This is a genomic window from Streptomyces sp. NPDC030245, from assembly GCF_055572995.1.
Window position 1 is genome coordinate 140,937 of the sequence record NZ_JBVICF010000007.1, and the last position, 23,485, is coordinate 164,421.

At 71.7% G+C, this 23,485-nt stretch carries 18 protein-coding genes; 2 read left to right on the forward strand and 16 right to left on the reverse strand.

Annotated features, from left to right (window positions below):
• Nucleotides 1-29: 29 nt before the first annotated feature.
• From tmk to bldG, 8 genes are all read right to left on the reverse strand, one after another.
• Nucleotides 30-3,272 carry a dTMP kinase gene (gene tmk, locus ACZ4Z4_RS20205; protein ID WP_468328716.1) on the reverse strand — a complete coding sequence of 1,081 codons (3,243 nt, stop codon included), beginning with the start codon at nucleotides 3,270-3,272 and terminating at the stop codon, nucleotides 30-32.
• Nucleotides 3,273-3,419: 147 nt separating this feature from the next.
• Nucleotides 3,420-6,266, reverse strand: coding sequence for a type I DNA topoisomerase (gene topA, locus ACZ4Z4_RS20210; protein WP_468328718.1), 2,847 nt, complete (start codon nucleotides 6,264-6,266; stop codon nucleotides 3,420-3,422).
• A 324-nt stretch (nucleotides 6,267-6,590) separates the two neighbouring features.
• Nucleotides 6,591-6,788: a hypothetical protein gene (locus ACZ4Z4_RS20215; protein ID WP_398302362.1), complete on the reverse strand. Its 198-nt coding sequence runs from the start codon at nucleotides 6,786-6,788 to the stop codon at nucleotides 6,591-6,593.
• Between the two features lie 197 nt (nucleotides 6,789-6,985).
• The gene (locus ACZ4Z4_RS20220) at nucleotides 6,986-8,512 is read right to left on the reverse strand and encodes a DUF7059 domain-containing protein (RefSeq protein WP_468328720.1); all 1,527 of its coding nucleotides are present in this window, start codon (nucleotides 8,510-8,512) and stop codon (nucleotides 6,986-6,988) included.
• 85 nt (nucleotides 8,513-8,597) lie between these two features.
• Nucleotides 8,598-9,167, reverse strand: coding sequence for a small secreted protein (locus ACZ4Z4_RS20225; RefSeq protein WP_468328722.1), 570 nt, complete (start codon nucleotides 9,165-9,167; stop codon nucleotides 8,598-8,600).
• A 244-nt stretch (nucleotides 9,168-9,411) separates the two neighbouring features.
• The gene (locus ACZ4Z4_RS20230) at nucleotides 9,412-11,814 is read right to left on the reverse strand and encodes a sodium-translocating pyrophosphatase (protein WP_468328723.1); all 2,403 of its coding nucleotides are present in this window, start codon (nucleotides 11,812-11,814) and stop codon (nucleotides 9,412-9,414) included.
• A 302-nt stretch (nucleotides 11,815-12,116) separates the two neighbouring features.
• Nucleotides 12,117-12,557, reverse strand: a complete 441-nt coding sequence (locus tag ACZ4Z4_RS20235; protein WP_468328725.1) for an ATP-binding protein — start codon at nucleotides 12,555-12,557, stop codon at nucleotides 12,117-12,119.
• A gap of 190 nt (nucleotides 12,558-12,747) precedes the next feature.
• A complete protein-coding gene (bldG, locus tag ACZ4Z4_RS20240; RefSeq protein WP_362999272.1) occupies nucleotides 12,748-13,089 on the reverse strand; it encodes an anti-sigma factor antagonist BldG in 342 nt (113 codons plus the stop codon).
• A gap of 80 nt (nucleotides 13,090-13,169) precedes the next feature.
• Between bldG and ACZ4Z4_RS20245 the strand changes: the two genes are divergently transcribed.
• The gene (locus ACZ4Z4_RS20245; RefSeq protein ID WP_468328727.1) at nucleotides 13,170-15,638 is read left to right on the forward strand and encodes a DEAD/DEAH box helicase; all 2,469 of its coding nucleotides are present in this window, start codon (nucleotides 13,170-13,172) and stop codon (nucleotides 15,636-15,638) included.
• A gap of 62 nt (nucleotides 15,639-15,700) precedes the next feature.
• On the opposite strand, the gene ACZ4Z4_RS20250 is transcribed toward ACZ4Z4_RS20245, so the two are convergent.
• From ACZ4Z4_RS20250 to ssd, 7 genes are all read right to left on the reverse strand, one after another.
• Nucleotides 15,701-16,099 carry an Rv3654c family TadE-like protein gene (locus tag ACZ4Z4_RS20250; protein ID WP_468328729.1) on the reverse strand — a complete coding sequence of 133 codons (399 nt, stop codon included), beginning with the start codon at nucleotides 16,097-16,099 and terminating at the stop codon, nucleotides 15,701-15,703.
• Complete coding sequence (locus tag ACZ4Z4_RS20255) at nucleotides 16,096-16,557, reverse strand: TadE family type IV pilus minor pilin (protein WP_468328731.1); 462 nt, start codon at nucleotides 16,555-16,557, stop codon at nucleotides 16,096-16,098. Before ACZ4Z4_RS20255 ends, ACZ4Z4_RS20250 begins: the two co-directional genes overlap by 4 nt.
• Entirely contained in the window at nucleotides 16,544-16,762 is a 219-nt protein-coding gene (locus tag ACZ4Z4_RS20260) for a DUF4244 domain-containing protein (protein WP_468328733.1), read from the reverse strand. The genes ACZ4Z4_RS20255 and ACZ4Z4_RS20260 overlap by 14 nt, the downstream gene beginning before the upstream one ends.
• 71 nt (nucleotides 16,763-16,833) lie before the next feature.
• Complete coding sequence (locus ACZ4Z4_RS20265; protein WP_468328735.1) at nucleotides 16,834-17,649, reverse strand: type II secretion system F family protein; 816 nt, start codon at nucleotides 17,647-17,649, stop codon at nucleotides 16,834-16,836.
• Complete coding sequence (locus ACZ4Z4_RS20270) at nucleotides 17,646-18,515, reverse strand: type II secretion system F family protein (RefSeq protein ID WP_468328737.1); 870 nt, start codon at nucleotides 18,513-18,515, stop codon at nucleotides 17,646-17,648. Before ACZ4Z4_RS20270 ends, ACZ4Z4_RS20265 begins: the two co-directional genes overlap by 4 nt.
• Before the next feature lie 8 nt (nucleotides 18,516-18,523).
• A complete protein-coding gene (locus ACZ4Z4_RS20275; protein WP_468328739.1) occupies nucleotides 18,524-19,699 on the reverse strand; it encodes a TadA family conjugal transfer-associated ATPase in 1,176 nt (391 codons plus the stop codon).
• A complete protein-coding gene (ssd, locus tag ACZ4Z4_RS20280; RefSeq protein ID WP_468329441.1) occupies nucleotides 19,696-20,757 on the reverse strand; it encodes a septum site-determining protein Ssd in 1,062 nt (353 codons plus the stop codon). The genes ACZ4Z4_RS20275 and ssd overlap by 4 nt, the downstream gene beginning before the upstream one ends.
• A gap of 647 nt (nucleotides 20,758-21,404) precedes the next feature.
• On the opposite strand from ssd, the gene ACZ4Z4_RS20285 reads away from it, so the two are divergent.
• Nucleotides 21,405-22,229: an HAD family hydrolase gene (locus ACZ4Z4_RS20285; protein ID WP_468328741.1), complete on the forward strand. Its 825-nt coding sequence runs from the start codon at nucleotides 21,405-21,407 to the stop codon at nucleotides 22,227-22,229.
• Between the two features lie 409 nt (nucleotides 22,230-22,638).
• On the opposite strand, the gene ACZ4Z4_RS20290 is transcribed toward ACZ4Z4_RS20285, so the two are convergent.
• Complete coding sequence (locus ACZ4Z4_RS20290) at nucleotides 22,639-23,454, reverse strand: Fic family protein (protein ID WP_468328743.1); 816 nt, start codon at nucleotides 23,452-23,454, stop codon at nucleotides 22,639-22,641.
• Nucleotides 23,455-23,485 lie beyond the last annotated feature (31 nt).

Genomic DNA, 23,485 nt, shown 5'->3' on the forward strand with positions numbered 1-23,485 from the left:
TCTCGGCGACTTGAGCGACTTCAGCGACTTCAGCGGCCTCGTCGGCCGCGCCGCTTCTTGCCGTCACCGTCGTCGCCCGGGGCGTCCTCGTCCTCGTGCGACCCGAGCAGTTCGTCCGCGAGCGACGGCAGGTCGTCGAGCGGCGTCTCCTCGGCCCAGTCGGAGGACGCCGGCCGGGGCACGCCGTGCTCGTCGACCTCGATCTGGGGCAGCTCGCGGGTCCGGTCGTCGGAACCGTCGGGCGCGGGCGCGGGCGCGCTCGCGGGCCGCTCGTCCCGGAAGTACCCCGGCGGCACCTTGTCCTCCTGGACGGCCGGCAGCACGGCCGTCTCGTCGGCGGCACCCGCGGGCGCGGGCGGCTGCGGCAGCACCGCGGTGTCCTCCGCACCGGGCCCCTCCGAGGTTCCGGGATCCTCGGCGCCGACCGCCGGCAGGACGGTCGTCTCGTCGGCATCCCTGGAGGGCGGCTGCACCACGGGCGTGGGCACGGTCGTCTCGTTGTCGGGCACGGGCGGCGCCACCGGCTCAGGAGCGGAAGCCTTACGGCCCGCCGCAGTCTCAGGGGCAGCGACCTCCCGCTCGGGAGCAGAAGCCTTGCGGGTCGAGACCGGCTCAGAAGAAGCAGAAGCCTTCCGGGTCGAGACCGGCGACGAGGCGGCGGCCGGAGCCGAAGCAGCCGCCGTAGCCGCGGCCGCCGAAGCCGCCGCGAGCCGCCGCGCCTCCTCCGCCCGGAGCAGCGCGGCCTCCGCCTTGCGCTGCTTCTCCAGGCGCCGCTCCTCCGCCTCGGCGCGCAGCCGCGCCTCTTCCTCGGCCTCCCGGCGGCGCCGCTCCTCCTCGGCCGCCCGCGCCTTCTCCTCGGCGAGGAGCCTGGCCTGCTCCTCCTCGGCCTTGCGGCGGGCCTCCTCGGCGCGCTTCCTGGCCTCCTCGGCCTGCCGCTCGGCCTCGCGGCGCTGGGCCTCCTCCAGTTCGCGCCGCTTGCGCTCCTCCTCCTCGGCGCGGAGCTTGGCGAGCTGCTCCTGGCGCTCGCGTTCGAGGCGCTCCTCCTCGGCCTTGCGCGCGGCCTCTTCCTCGGCCTTGCGCCGCGCCTCCTCCTCGGCGGCCCTGCGGGCCTCCTCGCGCGCCTTCACCTCGGCTTCGGAGAGCGGGAGCACCAGGTCGAGCCGGTGCCGGATGACGGTCGTGACCGCCTCGGGCTCCTGGGACGCGTCGACGATCAAATACCGCCCCGGGTCGGCGGCGGCGAGCGTGAGGAAACCGGCGCGCACGCGCGCGTGGAACTCTGCGGGCTCCGACTCCAGGCGGTCGGGCGCCTCCGTGAACCGCTCGCGGGCGGCCTCGGGCTCCACGTCGAGCAGGCACGTCAGGTTCGGTACGAGGCCGCCGGTCGCCCAGCGGTTGATGCGGGCGATCTCGGTGGGCGACAGGTCGCGGCCGGCGCCCTGGTAGGCGACGGACGAGTCGATGTAGCGGTCGGAGATGACCACGGCGCCGCGTGCGAGGGCCGGGCGTACGACGGTGTCGACGTGCTCCGCGCGGTCGGCGGCGTACAGGAGCGCCTCGGAGCGGTGCGAGAGACCGGCCGACGACACGTCGAGGAGGATCGACCGCAGCCGCTTGCCGACGGGCGTCGCCCCGGGCTCGCGCGTGACGACGACCTCGTGGCCCTTGGCGCGGATCCACTCGGCGAGCGCCTCGGCCTGTGTCGACTTGCCCGCGCCGTCGCCGCCTTCGAGGGCGATGAAGAAGCCGGTGCCGCAGGGCACCTGTGCCGGGTCGTCGCCGCCGCGCAGCGCGTCCAGCAGGTCGCGCCGGAGCGGGATGCCCTGGCGGTCGTCGGCCTTGGCGAGGACGAGCGCGGCCACCGGCAGCAGCAGCGCGCCGACCAGCATCAGCGTGAAGGCGGCGCCGCCGTGGTCGAAGACGAACTTGCCGTTGACCATGCGGTGCGGCCCGATCGCGGCGGCGACCACCGGGGCCACCAGCGCGCCGAGCGCGAGGACGAGGCGTACGACCGCGTGGAGGTGCTCCGTGGTGCGTGCCCTGCGGTAGTCCTCGACCTCCTGGTCGAGCAGCGCGTGCCCGATGTTGGCGGCGACGCCCGCGCAGACGCCCGTGAGGGCCAGGAGCAGCAGCACGGTCGTGGTGTCGGGCACGAGACCGGCGGCGAGCAGGGCGACGCCGGTGAGGGCGATGGCGAGCGCGAGCAGCCGGCGGCGCGAGAGCGAGGGCAGCAGGGACGGGGCGACGCGGATGCCGACGGCGGTGCCGCCGGTCAGGGCGAGGACGGTCAGGCCGTACGTGACGGGCCCGCCGCCCAGGTCCTTGGCGTGCAGCACGGCGACGGCGACGGCCGCCGCGACGGCTCCGGCGACGGCGGCGCAGGCCGCGACGAAGAGCGGGATCGCGCCGGTGCGGCCCTTGTCGGGCCCGGTGCCGGTGCGCGGCCTGCGCAGCCCCTCCAGCGGGCTGCGCGCGCGGGGCGTCTGCGTACGGGGAAGTTCGAGGAAGTAGACGATCGAGAGGGACGCGGCGAAGAGGCCGGCCGCCACGAAGGAGGCGAGGCCCGCCTGGTGCAGGTCGAACCAGTCGACGCCTGCGCCGAGGACGTTCGAGACGAGGGTGATGGCGACGAGGGTCGCGGCCGCGATCGGCAGCGCCAGGAAGCCCGTACGCAGGGACAGGCGCCGCAGGGCGTCCATGTGGTCCGGCAGGGGCCTTATCGTCGCGCCCTCCAGAGGCGGCGCGGGCAGCAGGGCGGGCGCCGCGCTCTCCTTGGCGACCGTCCAGAAGCGCTCGGCGACGCCGACGACGAAGGACGTCACCAGGATCACCGCGAGGGCGTCGTCCGGGGTCCAGTCGATCCACAGCGGTGCGACGACCAGCAGGGCGGCCCGCACACCATCGGCGCCGATCATGGTCCAGCGGCGGTCGAGCGGCCCGTCCGGAGAGGTGAGCGAGGTGAGCGGGCCGAGAAGCACCGCTCCGAAGAGCAGCGTCGCGAGAACGCGCGCTCCGAAGACAGCGGTCACGGCGAAGGCCGCTCCCCGGTAGCCGCCTCCGAAGGCGCCTTCGGCGATGGACGACTGGAGCGCGAGGATCACCAGGACGAGCAGCGCGAGCGCGTCGCCGACACTGTCGACGAGATGGGCGCTCCACAACCGCTTCAGCTGCGGTACGCGCAGCAAGGCGCGTACGGCGCGCTCTCGGGAATCTGCGACCAGGGCGTCGTCGGGGGCCGGGATTCCGGCCGTTGGCTGCTCGGCACGCGTCATCCGTCCAGCCTATCTGGACGGACCCACTCCCCGAGGAGCCACCCGAACAAACGACCGTCTGGTTCGGGTGGCGTCCAGTGGAGAAGGACGGCGTCCAGTGGAGAAGGACGGCGTCCAGTGGAGAAGGACGTCGGAGGACGTCGGAGGTCAGTCCTCCGAAACGGCGGCCTTGCTGGAAGCAGCCGTCTTCTTGGCAGCGGTCTTCTTCGCAGTCGTGGTGGTCTTCTTCGCCGCGGTGGTCTTCTTGGCCGCCGTCTTCTTCGCCGCGGTCTTCTTGGCGGGCGCCTTCTTGGCGGCGGTCTTCTTCACGGCCTTCTTCGCCGTCTTCTTGGCGGGACCCTTCGCCCGCTTCTCCGCGAGGAGCTCATAGCCCCTCTCCGGAGTGATGTCCTCGACGGAGTCCGCAGCCCGCAGCGTCGCGTTCGTCTCGCCGTCCGTGACGTACGCCCCGAAGCGGCCGTCCTTGACGACGACCGGCTTTCCGCTGACCGGGTCCTCACCGAGCTCCTTGAGCGGCGGCTTCGCGGCGGCGCGGCCACGCTGCTTCGGCTTGGAGTAGATCTCCAGGGCCTCTTCCAGCGTGATGGTGAAGAGCTGCTCCTCGGTCTCGATGGACCGCGAGTCGGTGCCCTTCTTGAGATACGGGCCGTACCGGCCGTTCTGTGCGGTGATCTCGACGCCCTCGGCGTCGGTGCCCACCACACGCGGGAGGGACATCAGCTTGAGGGCGTCCTCCAGAGTGACCGTGTCGAGCGACATGGACTTGAAGAGGGAGGCCGTGCGCGGCTTGACCGCGTTCTTGCCGGTCTTCGGGGTGCCCTCGGGGAGGATCTCCGTCACGTACGGGCCGTAGCGGCCGTCCTTGGCGACGATCTGGTTGCCGGAGACCGGGTCGGCGCCCAGCTCGAAGTCGCCGCTCGGCTTGGCGAGCAGCTCCTCCGCGTACTCGACGGTCAGCTCGTCGGGCGCCAGGTCGTCGGGGACGTCGGCGCGCTGGTGGTTCTCGGAGTCGCGCTCGCCGCGCTCCACGTAGGGACCGTAGCGGCCGACGCGCAGCACGATGTCGTTGCCGACGGGGAAGGACGACACCTCGCGGGCGTCGATGGCGCCGAGGTCGGTGACGAGTTCCTTGAGGCCGCCGAGGTGGTCGCCGTCGCCGTTGCCCGCGTCCGCGGCGCCGCCGGCGGCCTCGCCCTCGCCGAAGTAGAAGCGCCGCAGCCACGGCACGGCCTGCGCCTCACCGCGGGCGATGCGGTCGAGGTCGTCCTCCATCTTGGCGGTGAAGCTGTAGTCGACGAGCCGGCCGAAGTGCTTCTCCAGCAGGTTGACCACGGCGAAGCTCAGGAAGGACGGCACGAGCGCCGTGCCCTTCTTGAAGACGTAGCCGCGGTCGAGGATCGTGCCGATGATCGACGCGTACGTCGACGGGCGGCCGATCTCGCGCTCCTCCAGCTCCTTGACCAGCGATGCCTCGGTGTAGCGGGCCGGCGGCTTGGTGGCGTGGCCGTCCACCGAGATCTCGTCGGCGGAGAGCGCGTCGCCCTCGGCGACCTGCGGGAGCCTGCGCTCACGGTCGTCCAGCTCGGCGTTCGGGTCGTCGGCGCCCTCCACGTAGGCCTTGAGGAAGCCGTGGAAGGTGATGGTCTTGCCGGACGCGCTGAACTCGGCGTCGCGGCCGTCGGAGGCGCGGCCGCCGATCTTGACCGTGACGGAGTTGCCCGTCGCGTCCTTCATCTGGGAGGCGACGGTCCGCTTCCAGATCAGTTCGTAGAGCCGGAACTGGTCGCCGGTCAGGCCGGTCTCGGCGGGCGTGCGGAAACGATCACCCGAGGGGCGGATCGCCTCGTGCGCCTCCTGCGCGTTCTTGACCTTCCCGGCGTAGGTGCGCGGCTTGTCCGGCAGGTAGTCGCTGCCGTAGAGCTGCGTGACCTGGGCGCGGGCGGCCGCGACGGCCGTGTCGGAGAGCGTCGTGGAGTCCGTACGCATGTAGGTGATGAAGCCGTTCTCGTACAGCTTCTGGGCCACCTGCATGGTCGCCTTGGCGCCGAAGCCGAGCTTGCGGCTCGCCTCCTGCTGCATCGTCGTCGTACGGAAGGGCGCGTACGGCGAGCGGCGGTACGGCTTGGACTCGACGGAGCGTACGGAGAACCGCGTGTCCTGGAGGGCCGCGGCCAGTGCGCGGGCGTTGGCCTCGTCCAGGTGGAGCGTGGACGCGCTGCCGGCCTTGAGCCGACCGACGGAGTCGAAGTCGCGGCCCTGCGCGACGCGCTTGCCGTCGACCGTGGTGAGGCGGGCGACCAGCTGCGACGGGTCGGAGGCGTCACCGGCGCGGCCGGTGCCGAAGGTTCCGGTCAGGTCCCAGTACTCGGCGGAGCGGAAGGCGATGCGCTCGCGCTCCCGCTCGACGACGAGGCGGGTGGCCACGGACTGGACGCGGCCGGCCGACAGGCGCGGCATGACCTTCTTCCACAGGACCGGCGAGACCTCGTAGCCGTAGAGGCGGTCGAGGATGCGGCGGGTCTCCTGGGCGTCGACCATGCGCTTGTTCAGCTCGCGCGGGTTGGCGACGGCGCTGCGGATCGCGTCCTTGGTGATCTCGTGGAAGACCATCCGGTGGACGGGGACCTTGGGCTTCAGGACCTCCAGGAGGTGCCACGCGATGGCTTCGCCCTCGCGGTCCTCATCGGTGGCGAGGAAGAGTTCGTCGGACTCCTTCAGGAGGTCCTTGAGCTTCTTGACCTGTGCCTTCTTGTCGGCGTTGACGACATAGACGGGCTGGAAGTCGTGCTCGACGTCCACGCCGAGGCGGCGCACCTCACCGGTGTACTTCTCGGGCACCTCCGCGGCGCCGTTGGGGAGGTCGCGGATGTGCCCGACGCTGGCCTCGACTACGTAGCCGGGGCCGAGGTAGCTCTTGATCGTCTTCGCCTTGGCAGGCGACTCGACGATGACGAGTCGGCGGCCGCCCTGTGCGGTCTCGCTGGTCGGGGACAACTTCGCTCTTCTCTCCGGTCGACGCTCGGTGGCAGTGCGCGGCGGCACCGCTCGGCCGCACCGCCCGGTGGCGCTGCGCGGTGGCAGGGCTCAGGCAGTGCGGTGGCAGTGCCCGCATGGCTTGCGTTGCGCTGTCGCTGCGGAGTGTGACGGTACATCCCGCCCCCGTGTCAAACGGGAAAAGCCCGCAACGGCCACTCGAACGGTAACCCGACTACCGCCATTCCTGCCGCCCGGAGTGGCCACCGCTCTTCCGGCGCCCCGTGCGGCCGGAGCCCTCACGGCAACGGGAAGGAGAGGGTCCGCCGCGTCGTCGACACCACGTCACAGCCGCGTGAAGCACCACACCCCGAGCAGCAGCGCACCCGTTCCGGCGAGCATGGCGAACGTCGCCGATGCGACGGGGTTCACACCCTGGGCGACGGGAGCGCGGTGCGCGACCCGCGCACCGGTCCACAGCATCAGTCCGGCCCCGAACAGTGCGAACACCGTCCCGGCGAAGATCGCTGGTCCGCTCTCCATGGTCGTGCCTCCCCGTGCCGAGTTCCCCTGCCGGGAGGCTGGCACGCACGGGAATCGGGAGGACGAAATCGGAGTGAACGGCGAACGGCCCCGCCGTACACCCCACCCGAAATGCCCCCTACGGGCTCCGAAATGCCCCGTACCGGCGCGATGTTGGCCGGTTTACCCCCACCGCGCGGGTGCGGTGCGCAGACCCGCTACGCCCCGACCGGCAGCAGGAAGCCCTGCTCCACGAGGAGCCTGATCTGCGCGGGTGTCCGGTCCCGCAGCAACACCGGGTCCTCCCCCACCAGTTGGGCGATGGCGTCCAGGATCCGCCCGGCGCTCAGCGAGCCGTCGCAGACGCCCGCGAAGCCGGCGCCCACGGTGTCCACCTTGGTGGCCCGCCGCATGCCGCGGTTCTGGCGCAGCACGACGTGCTCGGGGTCCTCGGCGCCCGGCAGGCCGACCTGTTCCTGCACGACCTCGTCGGCGAGCCTGAAGTGCCCGGCGAGCAGCGCCGCGTCGTCGTGCGTACGCAGGTACTCCTGCCGCTCGAAGAACTCCCGGACCGTGTCGCCGAGCGGCTGCTCGACGGGGTGCGGCCACTCCTCGATGGTGAGGGACGGCTCATCGGAACCGGTCTTCCTGAGCGTGATCCAGCCGAACCCGACGGCGCGCGTGCCCCGCGCCTCGAACTCGTCCAGCCACGCGTCGTACCGCGCCGCGTACTGCCCGGGGTCCGTGCGGTGGTCCCCGGCGTCCCGCAGCCACAGCTCGGCGTACTGCGTGATGTCCTGCACTTCGCGCTGCACGATCCAGGCATCGCAGCCGCGCGGCACCCAGGACCGCAGCCGGTCCTGCCACTCCTCGCCCTCGACGTGCTGCCAGTTGGCCAGGAAGTGCGCGTACCCCCCTTCGTTCAACCGCTCCCCCGCCTCCTGAACGAGCGAGCGGCACAGATCGTCCCCGCCCATCCCGCCGTCCCGGTAGGTGAGGCGCGCCCCCGGCGAGATCACGAAGGGCGGATTCGACACGATCAGGTCGTACGTCTCGTCCCCCACCGGCTCGAAGAGTGAGCCCTCGCGCAGGTCCGCCTCCGGGGCCCCGGAGAGGGCGAGCGTCAGCCGGGTGAACCGCAGCGCCCTGGGGTTGAGGTCGGTGGCCGTCACGCGCGTGGCGTGCTGGGCGGCGTGCAGCGCCTGGATGCCGGAGCCGGTGCCGAGGTCGAGGGCGCTCGCGACGGGCGTACGCACCGTGATGCCGGCCAGTGTGGTGGACGCGCCGCCGACCCCGAGGACGACGCCCTCGTCGTGGCTGCCGATGCCGCCCGCACCGCCGACGGCGCAGCCCAGGTCGGAGACGATGAACCAGTCCTCACCGCCAGGACCGCCGTACGGCCGCACGTCCACCGTCGCCCACAGCTCACCGTCCCGCTCGGCCAGCCAGTCGCTCTCCAGGAGTACGCCGACGGGGAGAACGTCCGCCACGCGCGCGTGGGGCACGGATTCCTGGAGCAGGAAGAGACGTACGAGCGCCGCGAGAGCACCGTCCCCCCGCGTGGCCCGCAGCGCCGGCACGGTCTCGCTGCGGGCGAGTGCCGTGTAGGCGGGGGCGCCGAGCAGTTCGAGCAGCCCGTCGGCGGTGAAGTCGGCGGCGAGCAGCGCGTCCCGCAGAGCGGCGGCTGCGTCGGCACGGTCGGACGCGGGCAGGGGAAGGCCGGTGTTGCGGCTGGCGTTACTCACGCCTCCATTGTGGCCCGCCCGGTGCGCCGACGCCCCCGGCGCCGCCTGGGCGTCGAGGGCATCGAGAAGGTACGGCCGGAAGGGGTCAGTCCTTGGCGGAGGGCGTGGCGGACGCGCTCTTGCAGCTGTCCTGCTTGCCCATCGCCTTGCCGACCTCGCCCTCCTGCAACTTCTCCAGCGCCTCGTTGCCGCTCTTGCTCAGCTTGTCCAGCTCTCCGGCTACGTCCTTGAGGCCGTCCGCGAAGTCCGCCTGGTTCTTGGTGTCCAAGCCGTCGACCTGCTTCTTGAGGTCGCCGTACGACTTGGAGATGGCGTTGAGCTCCTTGACGGCGTCGTCCGTCTTCTTCTTGCCGTCGTCGACCGGCGGCGCGCCCGCCTTCTGCACGGCGCTGCCCATTGATTTGTAGGCGTCGGACATGTCCTTGAACGCCTTGGAGTCGGTCTTCTGGACGTCGGACGGCGAGCTGTTGTCGGAGGTCTCCTTCTGGATCGCGGCGTTGGCGTCAGCGATCTTCTTCGACTCCGGCTGCACGGAGTCGCAGACCTTCTTGGCCCAGTCGTCCAGCTCCTTGTTGTCGTCGTCGCTGCTGCACCCTGACAAAGCGAGTACCAGTACCGCACCGCCGGACAGTGCGGCTGCAAGCTTCTTGTTCACCGGATTGGTCCCTTCCGTGGCTCTCGGCCCCGGAACTTACACGCCAACTGGGCGACATCCGCATGGTGGGGGCGCGGTACCACCGCTATTGCAGCCATTTGCACCAAGCGGGGGAACGGCACGGGGGCGGAGAGAGGGCTCACGGGTCGCCCCGCACACGCCGACGGGCGGACGGCGCATCAGAAAGCGCCGCCCGCCCGTGTGTTGCGGGGCCGGTTACCCAGGAGCGGTTACCCAGGTGCGGTCACGAGACCACGGCCGGGTCGGCCGACTTGGTCACCCGTCCCGAGTTGCCCTCGTCCCCGACGGCGATACCGCGCCGCTTGGAGACGTAGACCGCGCCGATGATGACCGCGATGGAGAGCACCGCGATCAGCACCCGCATCCCGACGCTGGCGTCGTCCCCGTAGCTGAACTTGACGACCGCCGGCGCGATGAGCAGCGCCACCAGGTTCATCACCTTCAGCAGGGGGTTGATCGCCGGGCCCGCGGTGTCCTTGAACGGGTCGCCCACGGTGTCGCCGATGACGACCGCGGCGTGGGCCTCACTGCCCTTGCCGCCGTGGTGGCCGTCCTCGACCAGCTTCTTCGCGTTGTCCCAGGCACCACCGGAGTTGGCGAGAAAGACCGCCATCAGGGTGCCGGTGCCGATCGCGCCCGCGAGGAACGCGCCGAGCGCGCCGACCCCGAGCGAGAAGCCGACCGCGATCGGGGTGAGCACGGCGAGCAGACCCGGCGTGGCCAGCTCGCGCAGCGCGTCCTTGGTGCAGATGTCGACGACGCGCCCGTACTCCGGTTCCTCGGTGTGGTCCATGATCCCGGGGTGCTCGCGGAACTGCCGCCGCACCTCGTAGACCACGGCGCCCGCCGACCGCGACACCGCGTTGATCGCGAGCCCCGAGAAGAGGAAGACGACCGCGGCGCCGAGGACCAGGCCCACCAGGTTGTTGGGCTGTGAGATGTCCATCACCAGGTTCATCGGAGCGCCGTCGCCGAGTTTCTCGCCGACGTCCTTGGCCGCTTCCGCGATGGCGTCGCGGTACGAGCCGAAGAGCGCCGAGGCCGCGAGGACCGCGGTCGCGATGGCGATGCCCTTGGTGATGGCCTTGGTGGTGTTGCCGACGGCGTCCAGGTCGGTGAGGACCTGCGCGCCCGCGCCCTCGACGTCGCCGGACATCTCGGCGATGCCCTGCGCGTTGTCGGAGACGGGACCGAAGGTGTCCATGGCGACGATGACGCCGACCGTGGTGAGCAGTCCCGTACCGGCGAGCGCGACCGCGAAGAGGGCAAGCATGATCGACGTACCGCCGAGCAGGAACGCCCCGTACACGCCGAGCCCGATCAGCAGCGCGGTGTAGACGGCCGATTCCAGGCCGATGGAGATACCGGCGAGGACGACGGTGGCAGGACCGGTGAGCGAGGTCTTGCCGATGTCCTGCACGGGCCGCCGGCTGGTCTCGGTGAAGTAGCCGGTGAGCTGCTGGATCAGCGCGGCCATCACGATGCCGATGGCGACGGCGACGAGCGCGAGGACGCGCGGATCGCCGTCGTGGCCCTTGATCGCGGCGTCCGTGACGCCGTCCAGGTCCGCGTACGTGGACGGCAGGTAGACGAAGACGGCCGCGGCCACGAGTGCGAGCGAGATGACGGCGGAGATGAAGAAGCCGCGGTTGATGGCGGTCATCCCGCTGCGGTCGGCGCGCCGGGGCGCCACCGCGAAGATGCCGATCATCGCCGTCACGACACCGATGGCCGGGACGATCAGCGGGAAGGCGAGCCCTGAGTCGCCGAACGCCACCTTGCCGAGGATCAGCGCGGCGACGAGCGTCACGGCGTAGGACTCGAAGAGGTCGGCGGCCATACCGGCGCAGTCGCCGACGTTGTCGCCCACGTTGTCGGCGATGGTCGCGGCATTGCGCGGGTCGTCCTCCGGAATGCCCTGCTCGACCTTGCCGACCAGGTCGGCGCCGACGTCGGCGGCCTTGGTGAAGATGCCGCCGCCGACACGCATGAACATCGCGATCAGCGCGGCGCCGAGGCCGAAACCTTCGAGCACCTTCGGCGCGTCGGCCGCGTAGACGAGCACCACACAGGAGGCGCCCAGCAGACCGAGCCCCACCGTGAACATGCCGACTACGCCGCCCGTGCGGAAAGCGATCTTCATGGCCTTGTGCGATACGGCGGTGAGATCCTTTTCAGGTTCGCCTGCTGCCGGAGTGGCCTCTCGGGCGGCGGCCGCCACGCGGACATTGCTGCGCACGGCGAGCCACATACCGATATAGCCGGTGGTCGCCGAGAACGCCGCTCCGACCAAGAAGAAGATCGATCGGCCGGCGCGCTGATTCCAGTCGTCCGCGGGCAGCAGCATGAGCAGGAAGAACACCACGACGGCGAATACGCCGACAGTGCGCAGCTGGCGTCCCAGATAGGCATTCGCGCCCACCTGGATCGCCTTCGCGATCTTCTTCATGCTGTCGGTGCCCTCGCCCGCCGCGAGTACTTGTCGTACGAGCACACCCGCGACGGCGAGCGCCGCCAGCGCGACGGCCGCGATGACCATCACGATGAGGCGGTTGTCGTCGGTCAGGACTGCGGCTGCGAAGGTTGAGGGGTGGTCAAACTGATGAGGGGTAGAAAGCCCCGCCATTCGTCCTCCTTGACGCTTGGGCTGAGCTCAAGATGTGGACGGATTGTAGGGAGCGGAACCTGATCAAAACAGAGCGCCACAAACGGAATTGACCTGAGATTGCTTCTCAGCAAATGATCGGGCGCGAAGATTGGCCCCGAAAGCGGTAACGCCCCAAAACCATTGACGCCCGGAGACGTGGCTGAATATGCGGGCGGGGATGTAGATCGCCGATCCGGCGCAATTAAATGATCAAAAAATAAAAGGCCCTGTTCACCGTGGTGGTGACAGGGCCTGAAGAGGCGAGGGCGAGCGCGGGTGCGTCAGGGCAGCAGCGTCGCCGGCGCCGTGGGCCACCTCATGCGGATGAGGCCGCCGGACTCGCCGGATGTGACCTCCACGTCGTCCACGAGGCCGCTGATGACCGCGAGGCCCATCTCGTCCTCGCCCTCGGGCTCCGCGTCGTCACCCTCGTCCGGTCGGGCGCCGGGCGTCCGGCCACCGGGCGCCGCACGAGGCGCCTCGTCCCCGACCTCGATGGAGAACTGCTTCTCGTCCTCGATCAGCGCCACCCGCACCGGCGCGTCCACCCCGCTGCTCTGGTGGAGCCCGACGGCACGCGTGCAGGCCTCGCCGACCGCGAGCCTGACCTCGTCGAGGACGGCCTCGTCGACCCCGGCCCTGCGCGCCACCGCGGCCGCCACGAGGCGGGCGGTCCTGACGTGTTCGGGCAGCGCGCTGAAGCGGAGTTCAACGGTGGCCATGCATCCCCCTCGACAGACGCGCGTGCTGTCAGAGGGCCGGGCCCGCAGGCCCGGTCCCCTGCTGTACTGCCGTCCCGGACCCGAAGGCCCGGGACGTCTCGCTTCCGGTCGGCCGAAGCCACTCGGCCGGAGCCACTCGGCCCAACAGGCCGAAGACGCTCCGCCGAAGGCGCTCAGCCGGAGCCACCACTCAGTCGGTGGCCTGGACCGCTTCCTCGACCGAGGTGTGAATCGGGAACACCTTGGTGAGGCCGGTGATGCGGAAGATCTTCAAAATGCGCTCCTGGTTGCAGACCAGGCGCAGCGAGCCCTCATGGGCACGCACCCGCTTCAGGCCGCCGACCAGCACGCCGAGCCCGGTGGAGTCGAGGAAGTCCACGCCCTCCATGTCGACGACAAGATGGAAACTGCCGTCGTTCACCAGCTCGACCAACTGCTCGCGCAGCTTGGGCGCGGTATATACATCGATTTCGCCACCGACCTCGACGACCGTACGATCGCCGACGGTACGGGTCGACAGGGACAGGTCCACGGATCCTCCAGCACCTTGCTATCGAGCGGTCATCCCTCGGGACACCTCGGCAGAGCCCCCAGGACGGATCGCCAGCCGCGATGGCATTCAATCACTTACAGGCACGCATGCACGACGCCTTCGGACCATTGTCCATCCCGCCAGTGACACACTCGATGCCGATGGCCAAAATTTCTTCTCCCGGAGGACCCGCTGCGGGCGCCCCGGCACGCACGTCCCCGCGGGCCGTTCTGGACCGGCTCACCGCGGGGCCGAGCCGTGCATCGCGCGTCACTCATACGGAGCACCTGCCCCCGCGCGCGGCCCGGTATGCAGTCTGGCCCGACCGCATCCGGCCCGAGGTCATATCCGCCGTACAAGCCGCGGGCATCGAGCACCCCTGGGCCCACCAGGCACAGGCCGCCGAGCACGCCCTGGACGGCGAGTCCGTCGTCGTCGCCACCGGCACCGCCTCCGGCAAGTCCCTGGCCTACCTCACACCCGTCCTCTCCGCCCTCCTCGACGGCTCCGAAGCGCCGAACGGTCGCGGCACCACCGCCCTGTACCTGGCCCCCACCAAGGCCCTCGCCGCCGACCAGCGCCGAGCCGTCCGCGAGCTGGCCGCCCCGCTCGGCAACGCGGTGCGCCCCGCCGTGTACGACGGCGACACGCCCTTCGAAGAACGCGAATGGGTGCGTCAGTACGCCAATTACGTCCTGACCAACCCCGACATGCTGCACCGCGGGATCCTCCCCTCCCACCCCCGCTGGTCCTCCTTCCTGCGCGCCCTCCGCTACGTCGTCATCGACGAGTGCCACACCTACCGCGGCGTCTTCGGCTCCCACGTCGCCCAGGTCCTGCGCCGCCTGCGCCGCCTCTGCGCCCGCTACGGCTCCGAGCCCGTCTTCCTCCTCGCCTCCGCCACCTCCGCCGATCCCGCGGTGTCCGCGGAGCGCCTCACCGGGGTGCCGGTGCGGGAGGTCGCCGACGACGCCTCACCCCGGGGCGACCTCGTCTTCGCCCTCTGGGAGCCGCCACTGACCGATCTGCACGGTGAGAAGGGCGCCCCCGTCCGCCGCACCGCCACCGCCGAGACCGCGGACCTCCTGACCGACCTCACCGTCCAGGGCGTCCGCTCCGTCGCCTTCGTACGCTCCCGGCGCGGCGCCGAACTCATCTCCGTCATCGCCCAGGAACGCCTCGCCGAGGTCGACCGCTCCCTCGTCCGCCGCGTCGCCGCCTATCGCGGCGGCTACCTCCCCGAGGAGCGCCGCGCCCTGGAGCGCGCCCTGCACTCCGGCGAACTCCTCGGCCTCGCCGCCACCACCGCCCTCGAACTCGGCGTCGACGTCTCCGGCTTGGACGCCGTCGTCATCGCCGGCTACCCGGGCACCCGGGCCTCCCTCTGGCAGCAGGCCGGGCGCGCCGGACGGTCGGGGCAGGGCGCGCTGGCCGTGCTCGTCGCCCGGGACGACCCACTGGACACGTATCTCGTCCACCACCCCGAGGCGTTGTTCCAGCAGCCCGTGGAGTCCACGGTTCTCGACCCCGACAACCCGTACGTCCTCGCGCCCCACCTCTGCGCCGCCGCCTCTGAACTCCCCCTCGTCGACGACGACCTGGCGCTCTTCGGCCCCGCCGCCGAGGAACTGCTCCCGCAGCTGGAAGCCGCGAAGCTGCTCCGGCGCCGGACCAAGGCCTGGCACTGGACCCGCCGCGAGCGGGCCGCCGACCTCACCGACATCCGCGGCGAGGGCGGCAAGCCCGTCCAGATCGTCGAGGAGGGCACGGGACGGCTCCTCGGCACCGTCGACGCGTCCGCCTCGCACACCACCGTGCACGAGGGCGCCGTCCACCTCCACCAAGGGCGTACGTATCTCGTCCGCCACCTCGACCTGGAGGACTCGGTGGCCCTGGTCGAGGAGGCCGCGCCGCCCTACTCCACGACCGCTCGCGACACGACGGCGATCTCCATCCTGGAGACGGACACCGAGGTTCCCTGGGGCGCCGGGCGGCTCTGCTACGGCTCCGTCGAAGTCACCAACCAAGTCGTCTCCTTCCTGCGTCGCAGAGTCATCACCGGCGAGGTGCTCGGCGAGACGAAACTGGACCTTCCTCCTCGTACGCTCCGCACGCGGGCGGTCTGGTGGACCGTCACCGAGGACCAACTGGACGCCGTCCGCATCAATCCGGAGATCCTCGGCGGCGCCCTGCACGCCGCCGAGCACGCGTCGATCGGCATGCTGCCGCTGTTCGCCACGTGTGACCGATGGGACATCGGTGGCGTCTCCGTCCCGCTGCACCCGGACACGCTCCTTCCCACGGTGTTCGTGTACGACGGCCACCCCGGCGGGGCGGGCTTCGCCGAGCGGGCCTTCCACACGGCTCGTGAGTGGCTGACGGCCACACGGCAGGCGATCGCCTCCTGCGAGTGCGAGGCGGGCTGCCCTTCGTGCATCCAGTCCCCCAAGTGCGGCAACGGCAACGACCCTCTCCACAAGCGGGGCGCGGTACGGCTCCTTTCGGTGTTGTTGCGGGATGCGGGGGTGGGGGCGGAGGGGGAGGGCTGAGGGAAGGGTTGGGGGACTGGTTACTGAGGGTTGGGGGGGCTGGTTGCTGAGGGTTGAGGGTCCTAGCCCGCTGGGGCGGTGCCGGGTGGACGGAGGGGTGGAGGAGCGAGGGTCGGCGGGCCCGCACGGGACCTGACCGTGGCGGAGAAGGGGCCGGCCGAAGAGGAGGCCGTGACCTCGGAGGTATCGCCCCGCAGCACGCACCGCACAACACGCGCCCCCTGCGCCTCGGCCACCCGGACGGCCCCCGCGCACGCCCCGGCGGAACCCGCCGCCCACCGTTCCGCCGCAGCGAGCGCCGCAAGGTCCGCCGCGCCGCCCGCCCGGTGCCGGACCGCGACGGCCTGCGCCATGGCGAGTACGGCACCGCAGATCACGCCGAGGACGGCCATCACGACGACCACCCACACGGTGGCGGCCCCTCTGTCCCGACCCCCGCCACGCCACCTCCCGGATTTCATACGCCCACCCCCACCGTCTCCTCCGCCAACGCCGCCGCCTCCGCGCGCAGACGCAGACCCAGACCCAGCACCCGCGGACCCGGCGCGTCCGCCGCCACGTCGACCCGCACCAGGTCGCCCTCGCGGCGCACCGACACACTCGCCCCGCGCGGCGCCGCCTGCCGCGCCGCCGCTGTGACGGCGCCGTCGGGGTCCTGTCGGGCCGCTGCGCGTGCTCCGGCCCGGGCGGCGTCCACGCACTGGATCTGCGCGGCCGCCGCCAGGAGGGTCCAGATCAGCGCCATGGTGAACAGCACCAGCGTCGGCAGCACCACCGCCGCCTCAGCCGTCACGAATCCCCGGTCTCTGAAGCGCCCTCGCCCCGGGAAGCGCTCGCTCTGCCCGGCCTGCCTGGTCTGCCTGGTCTGCCTGGCCTGTCTGGTCTGCCCGGACTCGGTACTGGACTCAGAACGGGACATCGAGCGCCTTCTCCACGACTGCGTGCAGCGCCGCTTTGACCTGCCCGCTCGTCACCACCTTGTAGAGCAACCCGGCGAAACCCACCGCCGCGATCAGCCCCATCGCGTATTCGGACGTGACCATCCCCGCGTCCGTGCCCAGCCGTCGGCTGCGTCGGACCCGCTTGCGTGTCGACGTCCACCCTTGGATCAGTTGTCCCCGCATCGCCAAACTCCTTGCCTGTCCCGCCATTTGTCGGTTGCTAGTTGTCGGTTGTCGGTTGTCGCCTCAAGTCCTCACCCCCCGCTCAGCAGTCCCTCCGCCAGTCCGATGACCACCGGCAGTACTCCCAGCGCCACAAAGGCCGGCAGGAAGCACAGGCCCACCGGGGCCGTCATCAGGACCGCTGCTCGTCGTGCTCCGGCCGTCGCCGTCCTGGCGCGCTCCGCCCTGACGTCCGCCGCCAGGCGGGCCACTGGGTCCGCTGCCGGCGCTCCGGATTCGCCCGCCCGCTCCAGGAGTCGGGCCAGTGGCGCGGCGCCGGGCAGGACGGCCAAGTGCTGCCAGGCGTGCGCTGGTTCGCCGCCCAGCCACACCTCAGCCGCGCCGCGTGCCAGTCGCGTGCCGACCGGGCCCTGGAGGGATTCCCCGACCGCCTGAGCCGCCGATACTGGGCTCGCACCCGCTGCGACGCAGGCCGCCAGGAGGTCTGCCGCCAAGGGGAGTTGTCGTGCTGCTTCCGGGGGCGGCACGCGTGTGCCGTGGTCCGGGGTCTGCGCGGCGGCTCGTTTTCGTTTGCTGTGTCGCCGGACGACGTAACCGACACCTGCTCCGGTCAGCAGGCCCGGCCATCCGCCCAGCAGGGCGTAGGCAGCGCTCGCCATGCCTGCCGCAAGGAGCCACTCGCGGGATCCGGGAGATCGGGACGCCCGGCTGGGCGCGGGTCGTTCTTTCTGCATGTGCAGGCCCTTCGCTGCCGCCTGAACGTTCAGGACCTTCGCCGCTCGGCGGCGCAGCGTTCTCTCGCGTCGCGACGCCAGCGCTGTCAGCGCGAGCCAGAGCACGGCCGCGATTTCCCACACGGTCACCCCCAGCCTGTGGAAAACGTTCATCGGCCCTCCGCCCCTCGCACGATGCGCAGCGCCCACCACACCCCGGCGCCCTCCAGCACTCCGCCCGCCGCCAGACACGCCATCCCCGGACCTGTATGGAGCAGCACCCGCAGCGGGTCCGCCCCGAGTGCGCTGCCCATCAGCAGACCCAGCACCGGCAGACCGGCGAGCATCACAGCTGTCGATCGGGAGCCCGCCAACTGGGCGCGCAGGTCGAGACGTTGGTCGCGCTCGGCACGCAGTGCGCTCTCCAGTCGTTCCAGGCCCACGGCGAGTCCCGCGCCGCGGTCCACCGCGACCCGCCAGCACGCCGCGAGCCCCAGCAGGCCTTCGGCACCCGGCTCTTGGGCCGCCTGCCGCAGGGCCCCCGGTACGTCGCCGCCGAACCGAGCCGCCGCAAGCACCGCGCTCCGGGTGACACCGGACCCCACGCCCGCGCCGGATTCGTCCAGGGCCAGTCGCAGTGACTCCCCCGGCTGCCGCCCCGCCCGCACCTCGCCCGCGATCTCTCCGCACAGCGCGATCACCGCCGCGCCCCGGCGCTCCCGCGCCCGGCCCGCGTCCCGGGCGCGCCGCACGCGTGCCGCGACCGGCACCCCTGCCGCGCCCACGATCAGCGGCGCGACGGACTCCCCCAGCAGCGAAATCACCGCCCCGGCCGCCAGGCACCACCATTCGTGGCCCATTCGGCCGCGCCCTGTGGCGAGCATGTGGCGCCAGCGCCGGGCTCGGGGTGCGTATGACGGATCGGTCGCGAACAGTGCGTGTGCGCGGCGGGCTTCGTGGTTCCAGCGGCCGAGGAACCAGGCCGCGCCTCCCGCGCAGAGGACGGACGCCCACATCAAGGTGCTCGGCAAGGTGCTCATCGGGGCGTTCATCGGGTTCCGCCCCAAGGCACGCTCCCGAGCAGGGCGTTCAGTCGCTTCCAACCCCGCTCGCGGGTGAAGGCCGTCTCGCCCCAGCGCAGCGCCGGCACGGTCTCCACCAGGCCGGAGTCCGCCCGCTCCAGTACATGCACCTCTGCGATGCGGCGGCGTCCGGCCCGGTCCCGTACGAGATGGATGACCACCGACAGCGCGGCCGCCAACTGGCTGTGCAGGGCTGCCCTGTCGAGTCCCGCGGCCGTTCCCAGGGCTTCCAAGCGGGCCGGTACGTCCGACGCGGCGTTGGCGTGGACCGTGCCGCAGCCGCCTTCGTGCCCCGTGTTCAGCGCGGCCAGCAGGTGCACCACCTCCGGGCCCCGCACCTCACCGACGACCAGCCGGTCCGGACGCATGCGCAGCGCCTGTCGCACCAGGTCGTCGAGGCCGACGAGACCCGCTCCTTCCTGGTTCGCCGGCCTCGACTCCAGGCGGACCACGTGGGGGTGCTCGGGCTTCAGCTCGGCGGAGTCCTCCGCGAGCACGATCCGCTCCGTGGTGCCCACCAGGCCGAGCAGCGCGCTGAGCAGGGTCGTCTTGCCGCTGCCGGTGCCACCGCTGATCAGGAAGGACAGCCGGGCGTCGAGCAGGGCCCGCAGGATCCGGTCGCCGCCGGGCGGGACCGTGCCCGCGGTGACCAGTTCCGTGAGGGTGAAGGCCTTGGGGCGCACGACCCGCAGGGAGAGGCAGGTCGAGCCGACCGCCACGGGTGGCAGGACGGCGTGCAGACGGGTGCCGTCCGGGAGGCGTGCGTCGACCCAGGGCCGCGCGTCGTCGAGGCGTCGCCCCGCCACGGCGGCGAGGCGCTGGGCGAGCCGCCGCACCGCGGCCGCGTCCCGGAACGTGACGCCCGTGAGCTCCAGGCCCCCGCCCCGGTCCACCCAGACCCGGTCGGGCGCGGAGACCAGCACATCGGTCACCGAGGCGTCCGCGAGCAGCGGTTCCAGAGGGCCGGCCCCGACCAGCTCCGACCGCAGCTGTTCCGCGGCGCCGAGGATCTCCGTGTCACCGAGGACCCGGCCCTGCGCCCGCAGCGCTTCGGCGACCCTGGCCGGGGTCGGCTCCGTGCCGCTCTCCGCGAGCCACTGCCGCACCCCGTCCAGCATCCGGGCCCCGACCACCGCGCTCATGCGCCACCTGCCGCGGCGTCGACCGGCAGCCGGTCCCACAAGGCGGTGCAGAACCGCGCCAGCGGCCCGCGCGCGGCTCCCCCGGGCGGCGACCCCGCGGCCAGCGACGCCGCGAGCCCGGCCTCCCAGGGCACCTCCCCTGCCAGTGGCAGCCCGAGCAGCCGCGCCACCTCCTCGGAGTCGAGCCCACCGGCCGCTCCGAGGCCCGCGCCCCGCGCGACCACCACGCGCAGATCGCGCAGCACCGCTCCCGCGTCCGACGCCACCCGGCGCGCCCCCGCCACCGCGCGCAGCTCCGGCGGCACCACCAAGAGCCCGAGATCCACCTGCGCCAGTGCCTCCGCGGCCGTCTCGTCGACTCGGCGGGGCAGGTCCAGGACCACCGTGCCGCCGCGCCTCCGGGAGGCCGCGACGACCGCCCGCACGGCCTCCGGGGTGATCGTGACCGCCTCTCCCCGGTCCCAGCTCAGGACCCGCAGCGCATGCAGCTCCGGAAGTGACTCCTCCAGCGCGCCGCCACCGACCCTGCCCCGCGAGGCGGCGAAGGCCGGCCACCGGAGTCCTTCGGCGCCCTCACCGCCGAGGAGCACGTCGAGTCCGCCGCCCAGCGGGTCCGCGTCGACGAGCATCGTGCGCCGCCCGGCGCGCGCCGCCGTGACCGCGAGGGCGCAGGCCAGGGTGGACGCCCCGGCACCACCACGGCCGCCGATGACCCCGACGGTGAGCGCGGCCCGCCCCACGCCCTCGGCCACGTCGGCGATGCGGTCCACGAGCCACTGCTCGCCGTCGGGCAGGAGCAGCACCTGGTCGGCGCCGATCTCCACCGCCCGCCGCCAGACGTCGGGATCGTCCGGGTCCCGCCCGATCAGCAGCACACCCCGCCGCCGCACGGCTCCCCGCACCCGGTCCACCGCGTCATCCCCGACCAGGACGAGCGGGGCCGCGTCCCAGCCCTCCCCGCACCCGGGTCCGCCGTGATGCACCTCGGGCACCGCTCCCGCCGCGGCGCACAGCCGCAACAGGTCGTCGAGCAGCTCCACGTCCTCCGTGACGATCAGCGGCCCGCCCTGCCGCCGGCCTTGCTGTCCGCCCTGCCGCCCGCCCTGCCATCCGTCGGTCGGCGCGGACCCGTCCCGCGCACCGACTCCACCCGCGATCCCCACGGTCTCCGCGATCCCCACGATCCTCATCCCCTTCGCCGCAAGTCTGTGAATGCAGCGCCCCGCGATCACGAAGAACCGGGCCGGCAATCCGGCCGGAACTTCGCGAGCGGGACGAGCAGAATCAGCGTGCGGCCCGGATGGAAATGGTGTGGATCTTGCTCAATAACTGTGGACAAGGCGATGGCTGTGAATATCCCGGTCACCCATACCAGTGACAACACACGCCGATGACAGAACTTCCGCAGAGCAGCGTCACGACTACCCTCGGTGACGGATCTTGGGCGCCACGAAAGACGGTCGAGGCGGCGAAGAGAACGGCTCAAGGGCCGAAAGAGGATCAACGGAGGGCCCAAAAACCCATCCGGACATGCGACGACCCCCGCCGGGGGGGAGAGCGGGGGTCGTCCCCACGGTCCGACTCGGGGGGGGAGGAGCCAGACCGGGTTAGCACGGTCGCGAACGATCCGTGACTTCCATGGTGTACCCGAGAGCCTTCTCAGGCAAACCCACGCGCCTCAGCTTACGCCGAATGGTGGGCGCCTATGCTCGGCCTCGTGGAAAACCACTCCTTGCCTCGCACCGCCGCGTTCTTTGACCTGGACAAGACGGTCATTGCGAAGTCGAGCACGCTCACGTTCAGCAAGTCCTTCTACCAAGGCGGCCTGATCAACCGCAGAGCGGTGCTGCGCACCGCGTACGCGCAGTTCGTCTTCCTGGCCGGCGGCGCCGACCACGACCAGATGGAGCGGATGCGCGAGTACCTGTCCGCACTGTGCCGCGGCTGGAACGTGCAGCAGGTCAAGGAGATCGTCGCCGAGACCCTGCACGACCTGATCGACCCGATCATCTACGACGAGGCCGCGTCCCTCATCGAGGAGCACCACGCCGCGGGCCGCGACGTCGTCATCGTCTCCACGTCGGGCGCGGAGGTCGTCGAGCCGATCGGTGAGCTCCTGGGCGCGGACCGAGTGGTGGCGACCCGCATGGTGGTGGGGGACGACGGCTGCTTCACGGGTGAGGTGGAGTACTACGCGTACGGCCCCACCAAGGCGGAGGCGATCAAGGAGCTCGCCCGGTCGGAGGCGTACGACCTCGACCGCTGTTACGCCTACAGCGACTCCGCGACCGATCTGCCGATGCTGGAGGCCGTCGGGCATCCCTTCGCGGTCAATCCGGACCGCGCGCTGCGCCGCGAGGCGCTCACGCGCGCGTGGCCGATCCTCGACTTCCACCGGCCGGTCCGCCTGAAGCAGCGCCTGCCCGCGCCGCCGCGCCCCGCCCTCGTCGCGGCGGCAGCGGTCGGCGCCGCGGCGGCCACGGCGGGCCTCGTCTGGTTCGCCAGCCGCCGCCGCCCGGCCGCGAGCTGAACCGTCGGACGACGCGAGCCGGACGCCGAACAATCAGGCCGCACGCATATGCCTGATTCGCTCCTGTTTGAACCTAAAAGTAAAGAAGTGCGGTCACCACTTCCGATCACTCCAGGACAGGAGTACAAAGGAGTCAACGGCCCGCGAGACCAAGGACATCCGAGAGGATCACCTTTTAACGCAGCAAAGGCCCCACGGACCGAAGCATGAACACCGAGCACCCACGCGACGTCGACCCGTCGATTACGGGCCAGCCGCACCAGGTGACGGGCAATGTTCCCGACCTGATGGGCAACACTTCGAGGACGCTTGGTAACTCGGTGGACATGCCAGCGGCGGTACGGATTCCGTACCGCCGCAACCCTTTTCGGGCCTCTACGTAGAGCGCCGTCGAGGGCGTGGAGCGCCCTTACGCCGCGCCCCGTTGCAGCGCCTCGCACACCGCCGCCGACTCCCTGACGCCGAGCTCGACCGCCTTGCCGCAGTGGGCGATCCAGGCCGCCATGCCCTCCGGCGTGCCGGACGCGTAACCGTCGAGAGCCGCCATGTAGGTCGCCCTGCCCAACTCCGCACACCCTGCCTCGGCCGGGCAGATCGACTTCGGGTCGAGGCCGCTGCCCACCAGGACGATGCGTTCGGCGGCCCGCGCCACCAGGCCGTTGTGCGAGCCGAAGGGGCGCAGGCTGAGGAGTTCGCCGTGGACCACGGCGGCCGTCACGAGAGCCGGCGCCGCGCTGCCCGCGATGATCAGCTGGGAGAGGCCTTCGAGGCGGCCCGCCACCTCGTCCGCGTCCGGCAGGGGCAGCTCGACCAGCGGTTCGTCGACGGGCTCGCCCGCCAGCCTCGGCCGGCCCGCGCCTTCGGTGGAGTCCGCGGCGGCGACCAGGTGCAGGCGCGCCAGGACCCGCAGCGGCGACTGCCGCCAGATGGACAGGAGTTGACCGGACTCGGCGGTCAGCCGCAGGGCCGCGCCCACCGTGCGCGCCTCGTCGTCGCCGCTGAAGTCGGTGCGCCGCCGCACCTCCTCGAGCGCCCACTCGGCGCCGGAGAGCGCGGCGGAGCCACGGGCGCCGCGCAGCGCCGCCTCGGAGGTGATCTCGTTGCTGCGGCGCCGCATGATCCGGTGCCCGTAGACCCGGTCCACGGCCTTGCGCACGGAGTCCACGGAGTCGGCCACGCCGGGCAGTGCGCCCAGGGCCGCAATCGGATCGGCTGTCGTACTCATGAGTACGACCCTACGTACTTCCGGGCCGCGC